The sequence below is a fragment of the Sinorhizobium sp. Y406 genome, assembly GCF_058732025.1.
In genome coordinates this window covers 1,078,547-1,098,920 of record NZ_CM178975.1, presented here as the reverse complement: position 1 = coordinate 1,098,920, position 20,374 = coordinate 1,078,547, and the positions used below count along the sequence as shown (strand labels likewise).

General features: G+C 62.9%; 19 protein-coding genes. 11 read left to right on the top strand and 8 right to left on the bottom strand.

Features of this window, described 5'->3' with window-relative positions; translation table 11 throughout:
• Nucleotides 1–39: 39 nt before the first annotated feature.
• From AC4P1R_RS22010 to AC4P1R_RS21990, 5 genes are all read right to left on the bottom strand, one after another.
• Nucleotides 40–1,038, bottom strand: coding sequence for an ABC transporter permease (locus AC4P1R_RS22010; RefSeq protein WP_492177840.1), 999 nt, complete (start codon nucleotides 1,036–1,038; stop codon nucleotides 40–42).
• Nucleotides 1,028–2,521 (bottom strand): sugar ABC transporter ATP-binding protein, encoded by a 1,494-nt coding sequence (locus tag AC4P1R_RS22005; RefSeq protein ID WP_492177839.1) that lies wholly within the window; start codon nucleotides 2,519–2,521, stop codon nucleotides 1,028–1,030. Before AC4P1R_RS22005 ends, AC4P1R_RS22010 begins: the two co-directional genes overlap by 11 nt.
• 54 nt (nucleotides 2,522–2,575) lie before the next feature.
• Nucleotides 2,576–3,817 carry a sugar ABC transporter substrate-binding protein gene (locus tag AC4P1R_RS22000; RefSeq protein ID WP_492177838.1) on the bottom strand — a complete coding sequence of 414 codons (1,242 nt, stop codon included), beginning with the start codon at nucleotides 3,815–3,817 and terminating at the stop codon, nucleotides 2,576–2,578.
• Nucleotides 3,818–3,885: 68 nt separating this feature from the next.
• The gene (locus AC4P1R_RS21995; protein ID WP_492177837.1) at nucleotides 3,886–4,875 is read right to left on the bottom strand and encodes a transketolase family protein; all 990 of its coding nucleotides are present in this window, start codon (nucleotides 4,873–4,875) and stop codon (nucleotides 3,886–3,888) included.
• A 1-nt stretch (nucleotide 4,876) separates the two neighbouring features.
• Nucleotides 4,877–5,740 (bottom strand): transketolase, encoded by an 864-nt coding sequence (locus tag AC4P1R_RS21990; RefSeq protein ID WP_492177836.1) that lies wholly within the window; start codon nucleotides 5,738–5,740, stop codon nucleotides 4,877–4,879.
• 102 nt (nucleotides 5,741–5,842) lie between these two features.
• Here AC4P1R_RS21990 and AC4P1R_RS21985 point away from each other — a divergent pair, with 102 nt between their 5' ends.
• Nucleotides 5,843–7,339 (top strand): aldehyde dehydrogenase, encoded by a 1,497-nt coding sequence (locus tag AC4P1R_RS21985; protein ID WP_492177835.1) that lies wholly within the window; start codon nucleotides 5,843–5,845, stop codon nucleotides 7,337–7,339.
• A gap of 4 nt (nucleotides 7,340–7,343) precedes the next feature.
• Here AC4P1R_RS21985 and AC4P1R_RS21980 read toward each other — a convergent pair whose 3' ends face one another.
• The 3 genes from AC4P1R_RS21980 to AC4P1R_RS21970 all read right to left on the bottom strand — a co-directional run bounded on the left by AC4P1R_RS21980 (nucleotide 7,344) and on the right by AC4P1R_RS21970 (nucleotide 10,412).
• Nucleotides 7,344–8,027 (bottom strand): GntR family transcriptional regulator, encoded by a 684-nt coding sequence (locus AC4P1R_RS21980; RefSeq protein WP_492177834.1) that lies wholly within the window; start codon nucleotides 8,025–8,027, stop codon nucleotides 7,344–7,346.
• 48 nt (nucleotides 8,028–8,075) lie between these two features.
• Nucleotides 8,076–9,680, bottom strand: coding sequence for a GMC family oxidoreductase (locus tag AC4P1R_RS21975; RefSeq protein ID WP_492177833.1), 1,605 nt, complete (start codon nucleotides 9,678–9,680; stop codon nucleotides 8,076–8,078).
• A 96-nt stretch (nucleotides 9,681–9,776) separates the two neighbouring features.
• Nucleotides 9,777–10,412 (bottom strand): HAD family hydrolase, encoded by a 636-nt coding sequence (locus AC4P1R_RS21970; protein WP_492177832.1) that lies wholly within the window; start codon nucleotides 10,410–10,412, stop codon nucleotides 9,777–9,779.
• Between the two features lie 206 nt (nucleotides 10,413–10,618).
• Here AC4P1R_RS21970 and AC4P1R_RS21965 point away from each other — a divergent pair, with 206 nt between their 5' ends.
• From AC4P1R_RS21965 to AC4P1R_RS21920, 10 genes are read left to right on the top strand one after another with little or no spacing between them, the layout of a single operon-like run.
• The gene (locus tag AC4P1R_RS21965) at nucleotides 10,619–11,260 is read left to right on the top strand and encodes a bifunctional 4-hydroxy-2-oxoglutarate aldolase/2-dehydro-3-deoxy-phosphogluconate aldolase (RefSeq protein WP_492177831.1); all 642 of its coding nucleotides are present in this window, start codon (nucleotides 10,619–10,621) and stop codon (nucleotides 11,258–11,260) included.
• Between the two features lie 58 nt (nucleotides 11,261–11,318).
• A complete protein-coding gene (locus tag AC4P1R_RS21960) occupies nucleotides 11,319–12,152 on the top strand; it encodes an SDR family oxidoreductase (RefSeq protein ID WP_492177830.1) in 834 nt (277 codons plus the stop codon).
• A 4-nt stretch (nucleotides 12,153–12,156) separates the two neighbouring features.
• Nucleotides 12,157–13,215, top strand: a complete 1,059-nt coding sequence (locus AC4P1R_RS21955; protein WP_492177829.1) for an alcohol dehydrogenase catalytic domain-containing protein — start codon at nucleotides 12,157–12,159, stop codon at nucleotides 13,213–13,215.
• Nucleotides 13,212–14,261 (top strand): galactitol-1-phosphate 5-dehydrogenase, encoded by a 1,050-nt coding sequence (locus AC4P1R_RS21950; protein WP_492177828.1) that lies wholly within the window; start codon nucleotides 13,212–13,214, stop codon nucleotides 14,259–14,261. Before AC4P1R_RS21955 ends, AC4P1R_RS21950 begins: the two co-directional genes overlap by 4 nt.
• A gap of 22 nt (nucleotides 14,262–14,283) precedes the next feature.
• Nucleotides 14,284–15,783, top strand: coding sequence for a glycerol kinase GlpK (gene glpK, locus AC4P1R_RS21945; protein WP_492177827.1), 1,500 nt, complete (start codon nucleotides 14,284–14,286; stop codon nucleotides 15,781–15,783).
• 7 nt (nucleotides 15,784–15,790) lie between these two features.
• Entirely contained in the window at nucleotides 15,791–16,741 is a 951-nt protein-coding gene (locus AC4P1R_RS21940; RefSeq protein WP_492178814.1) for a shikimate dehydrogenase family protein, read from the top strand.
• A 12-nt stretch (nucleotides 16,742–16,753) separates the two neighbouring features.
• On the top strand, nucleotides 16,754–17,329 hold the full coding sequence (locus AC4P1R_RS21935) for a glucose-6-phosphate isomerase (RefSeq protein ID WP_492177826.1): 576 nt from the start codon (nucleotides 16,754–16,756) through the stop codon (nucleotides 17,327–17,329).
• Between the two features lie 12 nt (nucleotides 17,330–17,341).
• Nucleotides 17,342–18,265 carry a phosphoglycerate dehydrogenase gene (locus tag AC4P1R_RS21930; protein WP_492177825.1) on the top strand — a complete coding sequence of 308 codons (924 nt, stop codon included), beginning with the start codon at nucleotides 17,342–17,344 and terminating at the stop codon, nucleotides 18,263–18,265.
• The gene (locus tag AC4P1R_RS21925) at nucleotides 18,262–19,605 is read left to right on the top strand and encodes an arsenate reductase/protein-tyrosine-phosphatase family protein (protein WP_492177824.1); all 1,344 of its coding nucleotides are present in this window, start codon (nucleotides 18,262–18,264) and stop codon (nucleotides 19,603–19,605) included. The genes AC4P1R_RS21930 and AC4P1R_RS21925 overlap by 4 nt, the downstream gene beginning before the upstream one ends.
• The gene (locus tag AC4P1R_RS21920; RefSeq protein WP_492177823.1) at nucleotides 19,589–20,374 is read left to right on the top strand and encodes an SDR family NAD(P)-dependent oxidoreductase; all 786 of its coding nucleotides are present in this window, start codon (nucleotides 19,589–19,591) and stop codon (nucleotides 20,372–20,374) included. The genes AC4P1R_RS21925 and AC4P1R_RS21920 overlap by 17 nt, the downstream gene beginning before the upstream one ends.

The window sequence follows — 20,374 nt, the reverse complement described above, 5'->3', positions numbered from 1 at the left end:
CGCCAAGCGATGCGGACCAGTTGCGCGGCCTGGGAGGAATCAGACGCGTCGCTTGGCGTGGGCGCCGATGCCCTGCATCAGCACCGCCAGAATGATGATGACGCCCTTGATGATCTGCTGCGGATAGGCCGGCACGCTCATCAGGTTCATGATGTTGCCGATCAGCCCGAGGATGAGAACGCCGATCATTGTGTTCGTCACCGTGCCCTTGCCGCCGGACAGCAAGGCTCCACCGATCACGCAGGCGGCGATGGCGTCAAGTTCGAGGCCGATACCCGTGACGGGCGTTCCGACGGCGGTGCGCGCGGTCACGAAAATTCCGGCGAGCGCTGAAAGTGCGCCGCAGAGCGTGAAGGCAAGGAACTTGTAGCGCCAGACGGGAAGGCCGGCGAGACGTACGGCGCTTTCATTGCTGCCGGTCGCGACGGTGAGGCGGCCCCAGCTGGTCCGGCGCAGAAGGAAAATGAACAGGGCGATGAAAAGGAACACGGCAAGCACCGGCCAGGGCAGGCCGATGCCGGGCATGCCCTTGCTGCCGAAGGCCGTCAGGATCTGCGCCGTCGGCAGGTCGCGGGGAAAGCGGACTGGCTGGCCGTTCGACAGCATGTAGGCAAGGCCGCGTGCCATGGTCATCATGGCGAGCGTGGCGACGAAGGACGCCATGCCGAAGCCGGCGACGAGGAAGCCATTGACCGCGCCGAGCAAGGCACCGAACAGCGCTGCGCCGAGAATGCAGGCGATCAGGGCACCGCCGCCGTCGAAAGGCAGAGCTGGCATGACCATGGCCACGCCCATGCCGCCGATCGCAGCGATGGACCCGACCGACAGATCGATGCCGCCGGTCAGGATCACCAGCAGCATTCCGACGGCAACGAGCGCGAGCGGCGCAAGCTGGCGCAGCAGGTTATAGATATTCTGCAGCGTCAGAAAATGCTCCGACAGCATGGCCGATACGGCGATCAGGGCCGCCAGCATGATGAAGATATTGTAGTTGATCAGGGTGGAAAAGAGGCTGGAAGCCTTTGGATTAGTGGACATTTTCTCGCCCCATTGCCAGTTCGATGATACCTTCCTCCGTGATGGCGTTGCCGGACAGTTCGCCAGCAATCTTCCCGGCGCGCATGACGAGCACGCGGTCGCACATGCCGATCAGTTCCAGCATTTCGGAGGAAACCATGATGATGGCGGCGCCGCCGGCCGCCAGTTCGTTGATAACGCGGTAGATCTCTACCTTTGCCCCGACATCGACGCCGCGCGTCGGTTCGTCGAGCAGGAGCACCTCGCAGCCGGAGACGAGCCATTTCATCAGCGCAACCTTCTGCTGATTGCCACCCGAAAGCGTCCCGGCTTCCGCATCGATGCTGGCAGCCTTGAGATTGAGCTGCCTGCGCAGGTCTTCGGTTGCGCCGCGTTCCCGCCGGTCGCGAAGGAATCCGTACGGCCCGAGATGGGGATTGACAGGTGTCATCATCGCATTGGCGAGGATCGGCATGTCGAGAAGGCAGCCCTGATGCTTCCGGTCTTCTGGTACCAGACCAATGCCGGCGCGCACGGCTTCGCCGGGTCGGCGGATATCCAAGGTCCTGCCGTCGAGGCTTATTTCGCCGGCGGAGAGCCGATCGGCCCCAAAGATCGCCCGCAGCACCTCGGTTCGCCCCGCACCGACAAGGCCGCCAATGCCCAGCACCTCGCCGCGGCGAACTTCAAAGCTGACGCCGGAGACGAGCGGTCCGGTCGAAAGGTTGTTCACCCTGAGGGCGACCGGACCGGCAGTGACATTGCGGGTGGGGAAGAAGTCCTTCAGCTCGCGGCCGATCATCAGGTTGACAAGGCTCTTGTGATCCAGCCTGGCGGTCTCCCAGGTGCCTACGGTCGCGCCATCCTTGAGGACAGTCACGCGGTCGCACAGGCTGAAGATCTCATCCAGCCGGTGGGAGATGTAGATGATGCAGACGCCGTTCTCGCGCAGTCGTCGCACGAGCTTGAACAGCTTTTCAGTCTCGTGATTGGTGAGCACGGCGGTGGGCTCGTCGAGCACGAGGATCGAGCAGTCGCGCGACAGAGCCTTGCAGATCTCCACCACCTGCTGGTGCGCAACGGTGAGGTCGCCGGCGATATCGTCCGGATCGATGTCGTCAAAGCCCATGCCGGCGAGCAGTTCGGCGGCGCGTGCCCGCATGCCTCTGCTGTCGACCAGAAATTGATGGCCGAGCGTTTCGACCATGATGTTTTCCGCCACCGTCAGATGACGAGCGAGCGAGAATTCCTGATAGATAATGGAGACGCCCTTCCGGATCGCATCCTGGGGGCTGACAATATTGATGGACGATCCGTCGATGCGGATTTCGCCGCTATCAGGGATATAGGCGCCTGCGAGAATCTTCATCAGGGTCGATTTGCCGGCGCCGTTTTCGCCCATCAGGGCATGGACTTCACCGGCGCGTGCGCTGAAGCGTGCGCCGGTCAGCGCGGCGACGCCGCCGAATTCCTTGGAAATCTCCCGCATGTCCAGGCGGTCCATCTGATCCTCCTTCCCGATGGGGCGGGCCTGGCTGAGGCCAGCCGTTTCACGCGATCAGCCCTTGAGTTCACCGATCGTCTTGAAGGGCGGAACGGTGTAGCGGAAGAAGGGGTTGGCCGTGTCGGAATCGATGAACTCGTCCGCGTTCTTCTGCGTGACGATCTGCGATGGGTAGTAGGAGCCGAGCGGCAGGTTGTTGGCGTCGAAGCCCTTGTCGAAGATCTGGTTGATCAGCGTCATGACGCCTTCGCCGGTATGCGATCCGGAGCACAGGCCGGTGACCAGCATGTCGCCGGATTTCACAAGATCGAGCGCAGTGCGGAAACCGTCCGCCGCATTGGCGACGGCGACCTTGCCTTTGAGGCCCTGGTTTTCGAGCGCGCGCAGAGCCCCCATGCCCATGAAGTCGTTTTCCGCAAGGATGATGTCGAGCTTGGAGGAATGGGCGGTGAGAATATCTTCCGCCGCATCAAGGCCGCCTTCCTCGGTCCAGAACCCGACCCCCATCGAGACGACGCTGAACTTCATTTCCGGATAGTCGAACGAGCCGCTCGTCTTCAACTCCTGGAATTTATGGAAGCCGACAAGCATCGCGTCTTCCCGGGAGAGGTTGAGGCCGAGCTGCTGGGAGCGCTCGTAGATGATGCCGGTGATCATGCCGTTGACGCGGCTTTCCGAAGTTGAATTGCCGACGGTGCCGAGGATCGCCGCCGCCGCGATCGGCTTGTCCGCGCCATAGTGTTGCGCGACATAGCGGCCGGCCTCGAAGCCGTTGCCATAAGGGTTGAAGAGAACGGTGGTCACGATCGGGCTGTCATCCGGCACGGTGCCGAGGGCGATCACCGGAATGCCCGCATCGACGGCACGCTGGGCATCGGCCGCCGCCGCAGCGAGATCAGTCGGGTCCACGACGATGACATCGACCTTCTTGGCAATGAAGGCATCGATATGGGCCGACGTCTTGGCCGGATCGCCGTCGGCGACCTGGACGTCGAGTTCGTAGCCGTATTCCTCAGCCTTGGCCTTTGCCGTATCGATGACGCTGACGAACCAGGGATTGCCGAGCGTGATTTCCGTCCAGCCGATCACCAGCTTTCTGTACGGATCGCGGGCAGCGGTCGGCAGCGCCTTCGCAACGCTGGCACGATCTGCCATGTCGGGGTCGATGACGCCGGACAGTGCCGAATTCGGCAGAAGCTTGTAGATTTCGTGCTTGTCGGCGGCGATCGCCGTCGTTGCCGATATGGTGAGCGCGGCCGTGCACAGCATGCGCGATGCGGATTTCAGGAACTTCATGGTCTCTCTCCCTCTGTTGTGAAGTTCGATGCGGAAGTCGCGCGCCCTCCCGGCGCGCGACACGCCTGTCAGCGGATGATCTCGCGGACAACCGTTTCGATGCCGGCCTGGTCGAGCCGGTAATGGGCATAAAGGTGCGTCGGCGGGGCGATCAGCGCGTATTCGTCGAGAATGCCGTGGCGCACCAGCCGCGCGGGGCTTCCTTCCTCGGCGAGCACTTCTGCGACGGCGGCGCCGAGACCGCCGAGGATATTGTGTTCCTCGATCGTCAGGACGACCTTCGATCGGGCGGCCGCGGCAAGGACGGCTTCGCGGTCGAGTGGCTTGACCGTTGCCATGTCGATGACGCCGATGCTGCGCCCTTCGGCCTTCAGCTTTTTGGCGACCTGCACTGAAGGGTGGACCGGAAGGCCGCAGGCGATGATGGTCACTTCCTCGCCTTGCGCATGTTCGATCGCTTTGCCGAAGATGAAATCGGCCTTGGGATCGTAGAGATCCGGCTCGCGTCCGCGTCCGGTGCGGAAGTAGATCGGTCGGTCATGGTCGGCCGAAGCGCGGATGGCGGCTTCGAGCTGCGGGCCGTCGGCCGGCGAGACGATTGTCAGATCGGCGATGGACCGCATCGTGCCGATGTCCTCGGTCGCGTGATGAGAGGTACCGTAGAAGCCCATGGAAATGCCGGTGTGATGGCCGATCAGCCGGACGGGCAGGGCGCAATAGGCGACGTCCATACGGATCTGCTCACAGGTGAGCAGGCCGAGGAAGGAGGCGAAGGTCGCGACATAGGGCATCGTGCCCGTGGTCGCGATGCCGGCAGCCGCCGAGACCATATTCTGTTCTGAAATGCCGAAGGAGAAATAGCGATCCGGGAAGCGGGCGGCGAAGCGGTTGAGGCCGTTGGAATATTGCAGGTCGGCGGAGCCGGCGACGATGTCGCGACCGGCCTCGACCAGCGAGATCAATCCGTTGGACAGATGATCCAGACCCGGATTCTTCATGTTCAGTTCGCGATAGTGCCAGGAATTCGATGAAGTCGGCCGCAGGTTGACAGTGCTCATCTCAGATCACCTTGGAAAGAATTTCTTGACGGGCGGCGTCCGCGTCGGACGGATCGAGGTAACCGAGGTGCCAGCCGGGTTCGGTCTCCATGTAGGAAACGCCCTTGCCCTTGAGGGTGCGCGCGATGATGCAGCATGGCTTTTGGCGGGACGTGTCGGCCTTGACTCGGCGCAGCAGCGCGGTCAGCTCGGCGATGTCGTGACCGTCGACGACATGCACCTCCCAGCCGAAGGCGCGCCATTTTCCGTCCAGTGGCTCGATGCCCATGACGGCGTCTACGGCGCCGTCGAGCTGGTAGCCGTTGCGGTCAACGATTGCGACGAGGCGGGCGAGCTTGTGATGGGCCGCGCCGATCGCAGCTTCCCAGACCTGGCCCTCCTGCATCTCGCCGTCGCCGAGCATGACGAAGGTGGTGAAATCGCGGCCCTGGCGGCGTCCGTTCAACGCCATGCCGAGACCGTTCGACAGCGCATGGCCGATGGAGCCGGAGGAGAAATCGACACCCGGCACCTTGCGCATGTCAGGGTGGTCGCCAAGGGGATTGCCGAGCCGGGTATAGCCGTTCAGCACTTCTGTCGGGATGTAGCCGAGCTCGGCAAGGATCGGAAAGAGGCCAACGGCCGCATGGCCCTTGCCCATCAGGAAGCGGTCGCGGTCCGGCCATTTCGGATCGGACGAGAGCCGCATCACATCATAATAGAGCGCCGCAAAAATCTCGGCGGCGGAAAAAACCGAGGTGTAGTGGCCCACTTTTGCCATCTCGATGAGCCGGATCGTCTCCAGCCGCACGAACTGCGCGCGGTCCCTGAGGTGCGCGACTTCTGCGTCGGTGGGGCGAAAATCATTTCTTATTGGCTGCGTCACGCGCTCCTCCTCTGATTTGCCAAACGGCAGCAACAACTCCTTGCGAGGCGGCGATGTAACATGATATATGATATATGTCACGGACAAAAATTGGAGGAGAACGTGAATTTTGCACTGACACATTCGGATGTGGCCGCCATTCGAAACCGGATCGCCATCAAGGGGCAGGCCTTTATCGACGGCCGGCTGACCGATGCCGCCTCGGGCGAAACGTTCGGTGATATCTCGCCGCGCGACGGCAAGGTGATCGCGCAAGTCGCGGCCTGCGACAGCGAGGACATCGACCGCGCGGTTCGGGCGGGGCGTCGCGCCTTCGAAGCGGGCGTCTGGCGCGACCGGTCGCCCAAGGAACGCAAGAAGGTGCTGCAACGCTTCGCGGCCCTGTTTGAAAAGCACATGGACGAACTGGCCGTGCTCGAAACGCTCGACATGGGAAAGCCGGTGTCCGAAAGCCGCAACATCGACGTCAATGTCGTCCTCGATACTTTGCAGTGGTATGCCGAATGCCCCGACAAGCTGTATGACGAGATTGCGCCGACCGGGCCGGGCCAACTCGCCACGATCACCCGCGAGCCAATCGGCGTCGTCGGCGCCGTCGTTCCGTGGAACTTCCCAATGCTGATGGCGACGTGGAAATTCGCGCCGGCGCTCGCCATGGGCAATTCGGTCGTGCTGAAGCCTGCCGAGCAGTCGCCGCTGACGGCGATCCGTATGGCCGAGCTTGCCGCCGAGGCCGGCATTCCCGATGGCGTCTTCAACGTCGTTCCCGGTTTCGGCCCGACCGCAGGCAAGGCGCTCGGCCTGCACATGGAGGTCGATTGCCTCGCCTTCACCGGCTCGGGCGAAGTGGGCAAGCTGTTCCTGCAGTATGCCGGCCAGTCCAACATGAAGCGGGTGTTCCTGGAATGCGGCGGCAAGTCGCCGAACATCATCCTCGACGACGTGCCGGAACTGCGCGTCGCAGCCGAGCGGGCAGCCACCGCCATCTGCTTCAATCAGGGCGAAGTCTGCGTCGCTCCGTCACGGCTGATCCTGTCCAAACGCATCCAGGACCAGTTCCTCGATATCGTCGTCAGCACGGCGAAGTCGATCCGCCCCGGCGATCCGCTTGACCCGGAAACGAAACTCGGCGCGCTCGTCGAAAGCAGCCATCGCGACCGTGTCGAAAGCTATATCGCCAAGGGCAGGGCGGAAGGTGCGCGGCTGGTGCTCGGCGGCGACCGGCCGACCGATACGCCCGACGGTTACTACGTCAACCCGACGATCTTCGCGGACGTGCGCAACGACATGACCATCGCACGCGAGGAGATTTTTGGTCCGGTGCTCTCGACGATCACGGTGGAGGACGACGAGGAGGCCGTTCGGGTCGCCAACGATACCTCCTACGGCCTTGCCGCCGCCGTCTGGACGCGCGACCTGTCGCGCGCCCACAAGATCGCCCGCAAGCTGCGGGCCGGTACGGTCTGGGTGAACTGCTACGATCACGGCGATGCGACGGTGCCCTTCGGCGGGTTCAAGCAGTCGGGCAACGGCCGCGACAAGTCCCTGCATGCGCTCGACAAATATACCGAGCTGAAGACGACCTGGATCGAGCTTTGAGATTTCAGGAGGCGGCCCCGGCCGCCTCCTTGGCTTCCAGCCATTCGACCATCACGACGCCGACGCCGATGTCGGCCTGGATCGCCCGCCTGCACGCTTCCGGATCGCGGGCGGCAAGCGCGCGAAGGACGTCATAATGGCCGTGGTCGCCGCTCGCCAAAATGCGGGTCGGCGTGTTGAGATGGTAGAGGTGGATGAGCGGGCCCATCTGTGCCCACATGCCCTCGATCGTCGCGTAGAGCAGGGGCATCTGCGCGGCTTCGGCAAGTCTGAAATGGAATTCGCGGTTGACGCGGGAGGCCTCCAGCGGATCGCTGGCCGCGGCCTTCGCGAAATCCGCCTGCAGGGCCTCTAGCGCCGCCAGTTCCTTTTTTGAAATCCGCATGGCAGCCTGGGCCGCTGCCTCGCCTTCCAGATGATGGCGGATGATCTGGATCTCGCGCAGTTCCGATGGGGTCAGGCTGCGGACCTGAATCGAGGTGGCGGCCCGCATCTCGAGCGCCCGTTCGGTGACAAGCCGGAAGATCGCTTCCCGAACGGGGGTGATCGAGACGCCGAGCTGTTCGGCGAGGCTTGCGAAGGTCAGCCGCTCGCCCGGGACATAACGTCCGTCCATCAGGGAGGAACGGATCGTGCCATAGACCTGCTCGGAGAGATTTCCCTTGTTGATCTTCGGCAGCCGGTTCATCTGGGGACCTGTGGCGTTTGGTTGGCAAGTGTCAACACACAATGTGCATCACGCGTTGGATGGCGCAAGAGGCGTCAGGCCACGTACCATGTCCGACGCCTTCTCGCCGATCATTATCGCAGTCGCGTTGGTATTTCCCGAAATCAGCGTCGGCATGATGGAGTTGTCCACAACGCGCAGGTTTCTCAGCCCATGCACCCGCAGTTCCGGATCGACGACCGCCATCTCGTCGCGGCCCATGCGGCAGGTGCCGACTGGGTGGTAGACGGTCTTGCCCTTGGAGCGGATATAGGCGCTGAGCGCCGCCTCGTCGGCGATCGCCTCGCCGGGATAAGCCTCGGTCTTTTCGACATAGCTAGCAAAGGAGGGCTGGGCGAGGATCTCTCGGGCAAGCTTCAGTGCCTTGATCGAAAGGCGCATGTCTTCGGGCGCCGTCAGGTAGCGAGGATCAACGAGCGGATGGTCGGCGGGGTTGGTCGATTTGAGGCGGATTTCCCCTCGGCTTTCGGGGCGTAGCACGCAAGGGTTCACCGTCGCGCCGGCGCGCTTGATCGATTCCTGATCGCTGTCCATGAAGACGATCGGCACGAAATGCATCTGGATGTTCGGTTCCGCTTCCATGTCGTCCACATTGACGAAAGCGCAGGCCTCCGTGACGTTCGACATGACGGGACCAGACTTGAAGAGCAGATATTGAAGCCCGTTGCGGATCGCGCGGAAGATGCTGTCCTCCCCATAATAGCCGTGCCGGCCGGTGCAGAAACGGATGGCCGGAAATTCGAGATGATCCTGCAGGTTCTGGCCGACGCCTTCGAGCCGGTGCTGCACGGCAATGCCGTGCCGGCGCAGTTCCGCCTCCGGGCCGATGCCTGAGAGCATCAGCAGCTTCGGCGTCTGGACCGCGCCGCCGGATAGGATGACCTCCTTCTCGGCATAGACTTTCTCGATCTTGCCGCCCCGCACATATTCGACGCCGGTTGCCCGGTCGCCGTCGAGAAGAACGCGCGTGACCAGGCAGCCGGTGCGAATTTCGAGATTGCCGGTCTTCAGGGCCGGGAGCAGGTATCCGACCGCGGCGCTGCAACGCCGGCCATTGCGGGTCGTCGTCTGGTTGAAGCCGACGCCGCGCTGGCGCACGCCGTTGAAATCCGGCGTGTAGGGAATGCCCGCCTCCTGCGCGCTACGCACGAAGGCGCGCGTCAGGTCAGTCACCTGCCGAAGATCCGAAACGCCGAGCGGTCCGCCTGTTCCATGATAGGCATCGGATAGCCTGTCATTGTCCTCGGCCCGGCGGAAGTAGGGAAGCACGTCGCTATAGGCCCAGCCATCGGCGCCGAGGCATGCCCAGTCGTCATAGTCGCGCCGCTGGCCGCGAATGTAGATGGCGGCGTTCACCGATCCGCCACCGCCAAGCACTGCACCCTGCGGCATGACCGGCGCCCGGCCGTTCAGCGCATCCTGCTTTTCCGTCTTGTAGTGATAAAGCAGATCGCTATCGAGCAGCTTCACGAACCCAGCGGGGATGTGGATGAGAGGATTGCTGTCGCGCGGCCCCGCCTCCAGGACGAGCACCTTGCCAGCATTTGCGAGCGCCAGTCGCCCTGCGAGCGCGCTGCCCGCCGAGCCTCCGCCTACCACGATATAATCAGCCATTCACGCCTCCCATAATGATATATCATATATTTTATGAGAGGCGATTGCCTGCGTCAACTGCAAGGAGGGGCGTCGGGCCGGGAAATAGTTTTGACTTTAGAGAAGGGCCAGCACCGTTTCCTCGAGCTCCCGCATCGAGGAAAGCGGCCTCACGCCCTCCGGTGCGGCGCTGTGGCTGTGGGGAACAAAGACCGTTTCAATTCCGGCAGCCAGCGCGGCTGCCGCGCCGCTGGCGCTGTCTTCCACGATCAGGCACTGACTGGGTTTGACGCCGAGAAGGTAGGCGGCGCGCAGATAGCCTTCCGGATGCGGTTTGCCGTGGAGCACGTCGTTGCGCGCGACGGTAATCAGGCCCGGGCGTAGCAGGCCGGCAGCCCGCAGGTTGACGTCGATAATGGCGCGGTCGCTGTTGGAGACGACCGCCTGGCGGATACCGGCTGCATCGAGCCTGTGCCAAGTCTCGACCGCATCGTCATAGCCGCGCAGCGCTTCGGCTGAGCGGAAGTAAAAATGGTGTTTGCGCCGCTCCCATTCGACCGGACCGGCCCGCAGCCCGAACGTATCGACGATATCGCGATAGATTTCGTCGGCGGAGCGGCCGACGACACGCTCCTTCAGATCTTGCGGCGGGATGAGGCCGGCTTCCTTCATGGCGAGGGCGAGTGCCTCGACGGCGATGTCTTCGCTGTCGACGAGCGTGCCGTCCATATCCCACAAGACTGCCTTGATCATTGTTCTTCACCGCTTCTGTTCTGGTCCGGGACCGCTTTCCGGAAGAAAAAGTCTCCAAGGTTGCGGATTACCAAGGGTTTGGGGGTGCTCTGCGACCTCGACGTCCGAGCAAAAAATAAAAATCATTTTTTTCTCTATTGCACAATAACAAATTTCATTCTATCAACTTCGCACGGTAGAAAATTCGATTGGAAAGGCGACCCAACATGGCGGCTGGAACGGATATTCAAAAGCGGATCGCCGCTGCGCGCCTGCTGCCTGTCGTCGTGCTGGAGCGTTCAGAGGACGCGGTGCCGCTGGCGAAAGCCCTCCTTGAGGGTGGGCTTGCCGTGGCGGAGGTGACCTTCCGCACGTCGGCTGCCGTAGAGGCGATTTCCCGCATTCGCAAGGATGTGCCTGACATGCTTGTCGGTGCCGGTACGGTCCTGACGAGGGAGCAGCTTGCCGATGCCGGTGCGGCCGGTGCGCAGTTCATCGTGACGCCCGGTTTCAACCCCGCGATCGTCGAAGCGGCGCAGGCGGCGAGTTTGCCGATCGTGCCCGGCGTCAACAATCCGACGGGGGTCGAGCAGGCGATGTCCTACGGGCTGGAAACGGTGAAGTTTTTCCCGGCGGAGCCGAGCGGCGGCATTCCCTTTATCAAGGCTCTGACGGGGCCCTATCCGGGCATGCGCTTTGTGCCGACGGGCGGCATCGGGCCGGCCAATCTCGCATCCTATCTGGCGGTGCCGGCGGTCCTGGCATGCGGTGGCTCCTGGATGGTGGATGCCAAGCTCATTCGAGACGGGAATTTCGAGGAGATTTCCAGACTGACGGCGCAGGCCGTCGCGCTCGCCCGCAAGGGGTGATGCGGTTCTCAACGGTAACGCAAACAAGCTCCGGGAGGAGCGAACACGGAGGTTTCAAATGGCCAGCAATACCCTGTCCGAGGGCCTGTCCCTCAGGGGCAAATCCTGCATCATCACCGGCGCGGCGTCCGGGATCGGCGAGGCCGTTGCGCGCATCTATGCGCAGAACGGTGCAAAGGTCGCCATGGTCGATTTCGACCGCGAGCGCCTGGAGCGGGTGGCGGCAGAAATCAAGGCCGCGGGTGGAACGGTTCTGCCGATCTACGCTGATGTCTGCGAGGAGGAAACGGTCCGTTCGTTCTTCAAGCAGGTGAACGACACGTTCGGCTCGATCGACGTGGTGGTCAATTCCGCCGGCCGCGACAGCCTCGCGCCGCCGGTCACGCGGGTCACGCTGGAAGAGTGGAACAAGACCATCGGCCCGAACCTGACGGCGGTTTTCCTCTGCTGCCGTGAAGCCTTCATATACATGGAAAAGCAAGCCGAGGGCGGTCGCATCATCAATATGGGCTCGTCGTCCACGCGTGTCGCTTCCGGTCCCGGCCACAGCCCGTATCGCGCGTCCAAGCACGGCATGCTCGGTTTTTCTAAGAACATCCTGCTGGAAGGCAAGGACAAGAAGATCGGCGTAACCGTGCTCAATCCGAGCCACGTCAAGACGCCGATGACCGAGATCATCGACAAGGGGCTCTATGACGGTGACCTCGAGGCCTATGTCGACGGCTGGCTGGACGAGAAGGAAATCAAGGAAGGCATCCACGCCTCCTGCATCGACGTCGACAATGTGGCCTGGCTGGCACTCTATGTCGCTACCCGTACGCCCGACGTCACCATTCCGACGATCTCGCTTTACCCGACCCACAAGGCGCATCGCTACGGAATGGAGGTCTGAGGCGATGAAGGCCGCTGTCTATCAGGGCCAGGGCAGGATCGTGCTCGAGGACCGGCCGCAGCCGCACCCTCGGGACGAGGAGGTGCTGGTCCGTGTTTTCGCCGCCTCGATCTGCGGCACGGACTTGAAGGTCCTTCGCGGCGGCCATTTTCGTGTCGGGGCAAACGACACGCGGGTGCTGGGGCATGAACTGGCGGGAGAAATCGTCGAGGTCGGCCGGCACGTTTCGCATTGGCGCCGCGGCCAGCGGGTCTCGGTCGTTCCGAATATCGGTTGCGGCCATTGCGACATGTGCCGCAAGGGCCTCAACAATATGTGCGCGGACTACAAGGCTTTCGGCATCGACATTGATGGCGGTTTCCAGCAGCACATGATCGTCACGGCGGGTGCCATCTCCGGCGGCAATCTTTTCGATATCCCCGAGACGATGAGCTACGAGGAGGCATCGCTGGTCGAGCCGCTGTCCTGCTGCGTCAACGCCTGGAAGGACCTTTCGGTGACGCCGGAGGACCGGGTGCTGATCCTGGGAACGGGCCCGATCGCCGGCATGTTCCTTCAGCTCGCCCGCGCCTATGGCGCTCGGCAGGTGATCGTCGTTGGTCGCCGCGCCGAACGGCTCGAGGAGATTGCCTCGTTGGGTGCCACGCATACTGTGGACTCCAGCAGCGTCGACGTGGTCGATGAGGTCATGCGCCTGACGGGTGGTCACGGCGTCGATGTGGCGCTGACCTGCGCTCCTGCGCCCGACCTACAGGTCCAGGCCTTGTCATGCCTCGCCCGCCTCGGTCGGATGAATTTCTTTTCCGGTCTGAACAAGGGAACGCGTGTCGAGCTCGACACGAACAAGGTTCATTACTGGGGCCTGAAGCTCCTGGGCTCGACCGGGTCCAGCATCGAGGACTATTCGCGCGCGCTCCGTCTCGTCGAGACCGGCCAGATCCGCGTCACCGATGTCGTCACCCATCGTTTCGGCATGGGCGAGGCGGTTGCCGCCTTCGACCACGCCTTGTCCGGCAAGGGCATGAAAACGATCATTTATCCGCAGGAGGAGAGACTGCAATGAAAGCGGCTGTATTGCATGCGCCCGGCGATCTGAGGGTCGAGGACGTGCCCGTTCCCGAAATCGGCCCCGACGAGGTTCTGGTCGAGGTCAAGGCCGCTGGGATCTGCGGCTCGGATATCGGCCGCGTCATGGTGACGGGCACCTATCATTTTCCGACCATTCCCGGTCATGAATTCGCGGGGCGGGTGGAGAAGGTCGGCGCGTCCGTCAGCCATCTGAAGGTCGGGGACCGGGTGGCCGTCGCGCCGCTCATGCCGTGCCGCAAATGCCAGTGGTGCGAGGGCGGCAAGTTCCACCTTTGCGACGATTATGACTTCATGGGCTCGCGCAGCGACGGCGCCTTCGCGCAGTATCTCTGCGCCCCGGCCACCAATGTTCTGAAAGTGCCCGACAGCGTATCCTATGAAGTCGCGGCAACCATCGAGCCGGCGGCAATCATCCTGCATGGCATTCACAAGCTTGATATCAAGCTCGGTGATGCCGTCGCCGTGGTCGGATGCGGGGCGCTCGGCTATTTCGCCCTGCAATTTGCCAAGCTCTCCGGCGCGCGGGCGTTGATCGCCATTGACGTGGATGATGACAAGCTGGCGCTGGCGCGCGAGCTCGGTGCCGATCTCTGCCTCAATCCGACGCGGGACGATGTGGTCGCCCGTGTCCGGGAGGCGACCGGCGGGCGTGGCGTCGCGGTCTCGCTGGAATGCGCAGGCTCCGAGCCCGGCCGCAACCTTTCCATCATGGTCACTGCGAAGCAGGGCGCGGTCATGCTCTACGGCACGGCCTATGGAGACGTCACCTTTGCCGAAAAGGCCTTCGCGCGCATCGTTCGCGACGAGTTGCAGGTCGTCGGATCCTGGAATTCCTATTCGCTACCATTCCCTGGAAAGGAGTGGTTTGACATCATCGGATTGCTCGGCGACGGCCGTCTGGCGGTCGAGCCGCTGATCACGCATCGGGCGACGCTGGAGGAAGCGCCGGCCATATTCAAGGCACTGAAGGAACGAAGCTTCGGCGGGTACCACAAGATTTTGTTCAAGCCGAACGACTGACGCATATCTGGGAGGAGAGATCATGGTGGAGCGCTATGTCATGGCGCTGGACGAGGGAACGTCCAGCGCGCGGGCGATCTTGTTCGACAGGGCGGGCAATATCGTCTCGCTCGCACAGAGAGAGTTCCGGCAAATCTATCCACGGCCCGGTTGGGTGGAGCATGACGCGAACGAGATCTGGTCCACCCAGCTTTCGGTCGCACGGGAGGCCATTCATAACGCCGGCATCGAAGCGCATCAGGTCGCAGCCATCGGGATCACCAATCAGCGCGAAACCTGCCTGATCTGGGATCGCAAGACCGGTGTTCCCCTTCATAATGCATTGGTCTGGCAGGATCGCCGCACCGCAGGTGCCTGCGACCAGCTGAAGGCGAGGGGGCTTGAGCCCTATGTGAAGGAGACGACCGGTCTCGTCATCGACGCCTATTTCTCCGGTACCAAGCTCGCCTGGATCCTCGAAAACACGCCCGGCGCGACCGAACGGGCCAGGCGCGGGGAACTTGCGGCCGGCACGATCGATACCTGGCTGATCTGGAACCTGACCGGTGGCCGCGCCCATGTAACGGATGCCTCGAACGCCTCGCGGACCCTGCTGTTCAATATTCACACCGGTGATTGGGACGAGCGTCTTCTGGCCGAACTCAACGTGCCGCGTTCCATCTTGCCCGATGTGCGCGACAGTTCGGAAGTCTACGGCGCTGCCGATCCCGACCTCTTCGGTGTCGAGATCCCGGTCGCCTCCTCGATCGGTGACCAGCAGGGCGCCTTGTTCGGCCAGTCCTGTTTCGCCGAAGGCATGGTCAAGGCGACCTACGGCACTGGCGGTACCCTGCTGATGAATACGGGCTCGCAGATGCGGATGTCCGAAAACGGTCTTCTCACCACCGTTGCCTGGCGGCTCGGCGGAAAGCTCGAATATGCTCTGGAAGGCACGCTGTTTTCCGTCGGTTCGGTGGTGCAGTGGCTGCGCGACGAGCTGAAGATCATCCATAGCGCATCGGAGACGGAAGCCGCCGCGCTTGAAGTGCCCGATACCAACGGCGTCTATATCGTTCCCGCCTTCAATGGTCTGTCCGCACCCTTCTGGGACCAGTATGCGCGCGGCACGATCGTCGGCATCACCCGCGGTGCGAACCGCAATCACCTGATCCGCGCCTCGCTCGAATCCATGGCTTACCAGATCCGCGACGTGATCGACCGGATGGAAGCCGATTCCGGCATCGCGCTTGCCGAGCTCAAGGTCGATGGCGGCGCGGCGATGAACAAATTCGTGCTGCAGTTCCAGGCCGACCAGCTCGGTGTGCGGGTACTGCGGCCGAAGGTCATCGACACCACCGCGCGCGGCGCGGCGTTCCTGGCGGGCCTTGCTGTCGGTTACTGGAAGGACACGGCGGACCTGCACACCGCCTTCGCGCTTGACCGGGAATTCCGGCCTTCGACGGACCGCGCCTCCGCCGATCACCTTTATCACGGCTGGTGCCGCGCCGTTGACCGGTCGCGGGACTGGGCCGAACACGAATGAGGACATTCTGATGGCATACGCCCCCGCAACCCGGCGCACGATGTATTTCATCGGGGTCACGACCGGAAAGTCGTCGATCATGAAGGTCTTTCCGGCATGGTCGGCGCATCTCGGCCTCGATGCCGAAATGAAGGGCATCGATTTTGCACCGAATTCCGATCCGGCGGCCTATCGCGGCGCGGTCGAGTTCATCAAGAACGACCCGTTGTCACTGGGCGCGCTGGTGACGACCCACAAGGTCAATCTCCTGAAGGCGTCGCGCGATCTCTTTGACGACCTTGATCCCTATGCCCGGACCCTGCACGAAATCTCCTCGATTTCGAAACGCGGCAACCGTCTCGCAGGCCATGCCAAGGATCCGATCACGGCGGGGGCGAGCTTCGAGGCGATCGTGCCGGACGGATACTGGTCGAAAACCGGCGCCAGCCTTTGCGTGCTCGGGTCCGGCGGGTCGTCGCTCGCCTTGTCACTCTACCTGCACAACAAGAAGCAGGCCGGCGGAGACGTGCCGCAGCGCCTGATCGTCACCGCACGACGTGAAGCCTCGCTTGTCGAGATGCGTCATGTGCATGGTGAGATCGGCTTTTCGATCCCGATCGAATACCGGCTCGCCGCCACCCCGCATGAGGCCGATCGCGTGGTCGACGAACTCCCTGCCGGCTCGATGGTGGTCAACGCCACCGGGCTTGGCAAGGATGGCCCCGGCTCGCCGCTGACCAACGCAGTCCGCTTTCCTGAGAACGGTCTCGTCTGGGAATTCAATTATCGCGGTGACCTCGTCTTCCTCGACCAGGCCCGCGCCGCTGAGCAGGCGCACAACCTCACGGTCCATGACGGGTGGGTCTACTTCATCCACGGCTGGACGCGCGTGATCGCCGAAGTTTTCGACATCGACATCCCCATGTCCGGGCCAGCCTTCGAGGCCCTGAGCCGCATCGCCCGTGACGCAACTGCCTGAAAGGACAAAGAAATGACCGCCGTATTCCCCAGCCTTCACGAATTCAACCTCAACAATGGCCTGAGTTCGACGCGCGAGCCCATCCGCCGCACGCTGTCCAAGATGAAGGGCATGTTTCACGATCGGGCGGCCTTCGAGGCGCAACTGGCCAAGGGTGACGTGCTGATTTACGAATTCTACGACATGGGCGTGCCGGACAGCGAAAAGGACGTCGCCTATGGCACGTCGATCACCTATCCCGGCAAGGTCGGCGACGAATATCACATGACCAAGGGGCATTTTCACACGGTCATCGACACGGCCGAGGTCTATTATTGCCTGCGCGGCCACGGCTACATGATGATGGAAACGCCGGAAGGCGACACCCAATGGCTGGAATTCCTGCCCGGCAAGGCGGTTTATGTACCGGGCCGCTGGGCTCACCGCTCGATCAACGTTCATCCGACAGAGCCGTTGGTCACCTTCTTTGCCTTTCCGGGCAATGCCGGCCATGACTATGGCACGATCGAAAGCAAGGGTTTCCGCAAGCTGATGGTCGAGCGTGACGGCAAGCCGACCGTCATCGACAATCCCCGCTGGAACGGTTGAGCGGATAGAACGATGTCTGGTCGGATCGCCGTCACACCCCGTTCTCTCTCCGGCTCCGGCCATCCGGTTCTCACGCGCCTGATGGACGAGGGGTTCGAGATCGTCTTTCCCGCCCCCGGAAAGACGCCGTCGGAGGAGGATCTGTTGCGCACGATACCCGGCTGCGTCGGCTGGCTTGCCGGTGTGGAGCCGATCAGCACGCGGGTGCTCGATGCGGCGAAGGGACTGCGCGTCATCAGCCGCAACGGCACGGGGGTCGACAATATCGATCTTCGTGCGGCCGAGGCACGCGGCATCACGGTGGAGCGAGCCATGGGTGCCAACGCCCGTGGCGTCGCCGAACTCGCCGTCGGTCTCCTCCTGTCCTCGTACCGACACATTCCCTGGTCCCACCAGCATCTTGTCAAGGGAGAATGGTGCAGGCGGATCGGCCAGGAAGTGAAGGGGCGGACGCTTGCCGTCATCGGGTGTGGTGCGATCGGCCGGGAGGTCGTGAATATGGCGCTCGGGCTGGGCATGGAAGTGATCGGATATGATCCCTATCCCGACAGCCGCTTTTCACCGTCCGGCTTCCGTTTCGCGGGGCTGGAGGATGCACTGGTCGTCGCCGATGCCGTTTCCTTTCACTGCCCGCCGGGGGAAAAGCCCATCCTCGACGACGCCATTCTCTCACGCATGAAGAAGGGCGTGATCATCGTCAACACAGCGCGGGCCGAGCTGATCGATGACACAGCGATGCTGGGGGCCCTCGAGAGGGGGCAGGTCGCGACGCTGGCTACCGACGTCTTTCATCGCGAGCCGCCGGAAAGCTCCGCTTTGCTGAGCCACGAGCGCGTGATTCTCACCCCGCATGCCGGCGGTTTCACCGAGGAAAGCGTCGACCGCGCCACAAGCGTTGCCGTCGACAATCTCTTGAAGAACCTGGTGCGGCGATGAGCATCATCGAGGTCGAGCCGCTGACATCGGTGGAAAGTCTTCCAGCGGGCGAGGGGGCGGCGCTTGCCTGGCTCGGTCAGGCCGGCTTTCTCATCCGGCAGTGCGGCCTGACGATCGTCATCGACGCTTATCTCTCGGACTCGCTTGCGGACAAATACCGGGGAACGCTGTTTCCACATCAGCGCATGATGCCGGCCCCCGTCGAGCCGGGGGGCTTGACCGGCGTCGATTGGCTGCTCTGTACTCACGGTCATACCGACCACATGGACCCGGGTACGATTCCGGCCCTGCTGGCCGCCAATCCCAAGGCTAAGGTTCTTGTGCCGCGCGCTGAAAAGGCACGAGCGCTCGAGCTGGGCGTGCCGGAGGAACGGCTGGTTCTGATCGACGCCGGCGAGAGTGTCGATCTCGGCGGTGTCGTCGCAACCGCAACGCCGGCCGCGCACGAGGATCTGCGCCGCACGCCTGACGGCTATGTTTTCCTCGGCTACGTGTTGACCGGTGGTGGAGTAACGCTCTGGCATTCGGGGGATACAATCCCCTTTCCCGGCCTTGCGGAATGGCTGATGCCGTTCCGGGTCGATCTGGCGCTGCTGCCGGTCAACGGCCGGGATGCCCTGCGCGCTGCCAATGGCGTACCGGGCAACCTGACGTTCGATGAGGCCGTGACGCTCGCGGACGAGATTGGCGCCCGGGCCATGATCGGTCACCATTTCGGCCTGTTCGATTTCAACACGCTCGATCCACTGGACGGCCTGCGGAAATTGGCGGCGATGACGCCACAAGCCGAAGTCCGGCTGGCCGACGTGTCGACGGCATTTCGGGTTCGCGCCGCCGGGCGGCCCCCGCTTTCGATACTCATTGTCTGCCGCGGCAATATCTGCCGTTCGCCAACGGCCGACGGCATCCTTCGCGCTGCCTTGCCGGGGCACCGGATCGATAGCGCAGCAATCATGGACTGGAACGTGGGCAAGCCGCCGCATGCCGAGACGATGGCGGTTGCCACCGCCCGCGGCGTCGCGCTGGAAGCGCTGGTCGCGCGGCAGATTCGGAAGACAGACTTCGAGGAATTCGACTTGATCCTCGGCATGGACGACCACAACATGCAGGCCATCCGGGCACTCCGCCCGGAGAACGGCCATGCCCGCATCGGCCGTCTCGGCGCCTATGTCGCGCCGGGCGAGGAAACGACAATCATCGACCCATGGGGGCAATCGCGAGACGCCTTTGAGGCGGTTTTCGATCAGATCAACACGGCCTGCGAACGGCTGGCGCATTTTGCGCGGACCGCGCAGGCGAGCAACCGACAAGGGAGCAGCAAACATGGACTTCGGACTTAAGGACAAGATCGTCATCGTGACCGGCGGCGCGACAGGCATCGGCCACGCGATTGCCCGCACCTTCCACGAAGAGGGGGCGACCGTCATCATCAATGGTCGTGATCAGGCCAAGCTCAACAAGGCGGCGGCATCGATCGGCCCGCGTTGCCACGGCGTCGTCGCCGACCTCCTGACGCAGGAGGGTGCCCTTGCGCTTGCGGATTTTGCCGCCGGTTTCGGCCCTGTTTCGTTCCTCGTCAACAATATCGGTGTCTTCGACGTCAACGATTTCTTCGAAGTGAGCGACGATCGCTGGATGGAATATTTCCAGCACAATCTGATGACCGCGATCCGCATCACTCGCCTGGTGATGAAGGACATGCTGGCGCGCAACGATGGCAGCATCGTCTTCATCTCGTCGGAGGCAGCAATCCGTTCGATCGGCAACATGACGCCGTACTCTGTCACCAAGACCGCGATGCTGGGACTCAGTCGTTCGCTGGCGGAATTGACGCGCGGCACTAATGTGCGCGTCAACAGTTACATGCCGGGCTCGACCGCAACGGAATCGGTCGAGACCTATTTCGCCGATCTCGCCAAGCAGCAGGGCAAGACGATCGAGCAGACACTCGCGGACTTCTACCGCGACGTTCAGCCGTCAAACCTAACGCAGAAGCTGATCGATCCCGCCCTGCACGGGCGCGGCGTGGTGCAGCTGATGACCAACGCAGCCATGAACGGTGTCTGCCATCGTGCCGACGGCGGCACGATCCGCTCCATCTTCGGCTGA

Excerpts from the sequence above, each read along its gene's own strand:
- AC4P1R_RS21980 (WP_492177834.1), bottom strand. The coding sequence starts at position 8,027 with ATGAACCGGCTGCCGAAGATCAACAAGGGAAATCTCTCCGAGCAGGTC.
- AC4P1R_RS21955 (WP_492177829.1), top strand. The coding sequence starts at position 12,157 with ATGAAGGCCGCTGTCTATCAGGGCCAGGGCAGGATCGTGCTCGAGGAC.
- glpK (WP_492177827.1), top strand. The coding sequence starts at position 14,284 with ATGGTGGAGCGCTATGTCATGGCGCTGGACGAGGGAACGTCCAGCGCG.
- AC4P1R_RS21995 (WP_492177837.1), bottom strand. The coding sequence starts at position 4,875 with ATGAGCACTGTCAACCTGCGGCCGACTTCATCGAATTCCTGGCACTAT.
- AC4P1R_RS21960 (WP_492177830.1), top strand. The coding sequence starts at position 11,319 with ATGGCCAGCAATACCCTGTCCGAGGGCCTGTCCCTCAGGGGCAAATCC.
- AC4P1R_RS21950 (WP_492177828.1), top strand. The coding sequence starts at position 13,212 with ATGAAAGCGGCTGTATTGCATGCGCCCGGCGATCTGAGGGTCGAGGAC.
- AC4P1R_RS22000 (WP_492177838.1), bottom strand. The coding sequence starts at position 3,817 with ATGAAGTTCCTGAAATCCGCATCGCGCATGCTGTGCACGGCCGCGCTC.
- AC4P1R_RS22005 (WP_492177839.1), bottom strand. The coding sequence starts at position 2,521 with ATGGACCGCCTGGACATGCGGGAGATTTCCAAGGAATTCGGCGGCGTC.
- AC4P1R_RS22010 (WP_492177840.1), bottom strand. The coding sequence starts at position 1,038 with ATGTCCACTAATCCAAAGGCTTCCAGCCTCTTTTCCACCCTGATCAAC.
- AC4P1R_RS21930 (WP_492177825.1), top strand. The coding sequence starts at position 17,342 with ATGTCTGGTCGGATCGCCGTCACACCCCGTTCTCTCTCCGGCTCCGGC.
- AC4P1R_RS21970 (WP_492177832.1), bottom strand. The coding sequence starts at position 10,412 with ATGATCAAGGCAGTCTTGTGGGATATGGACGGCACGCTCGTCGACAGC.
- AC4P1R_RS21965 (WP_492177831.1), top strand. The coding sequence starts at position 10,619 with ATGGCGGCTGGAACGGATATTCAAAAGCGGATCGCCGCTGCGCGCCTG.
- AC4P1R_RS21920 (WP_492177823.1), top strand. The coding sequence starts at position 19,589 with ATGGACTTCGGACTTAAGGACAAGATCGTCATCGTGACCGGCGGCGCG.
- AC4P1R_RS21975 (WP_492177833.1), bottom strand. The coding sequence starts at position 9,680 with ATGGCTGATTATATCGTGGTAGGCGGAGGCTCGGCGGGCAGCGCGCTC.
- AC4P1R_RS21925 (WP_492177824.1), top strand. The coding sequence starts at position 18,262 with ATGAGCATCATCGAGGTCGAGCCGCTGACATCGGTGGAAAGTCTTCCA.
- AC4P1R_RS21935 (WP_492177826.1), top strand. The coding sequence starts at position 16,754 with ATGACCGCCGTATTCCCCAGCCTTCACGAATTCAACCTCAACAATGGC.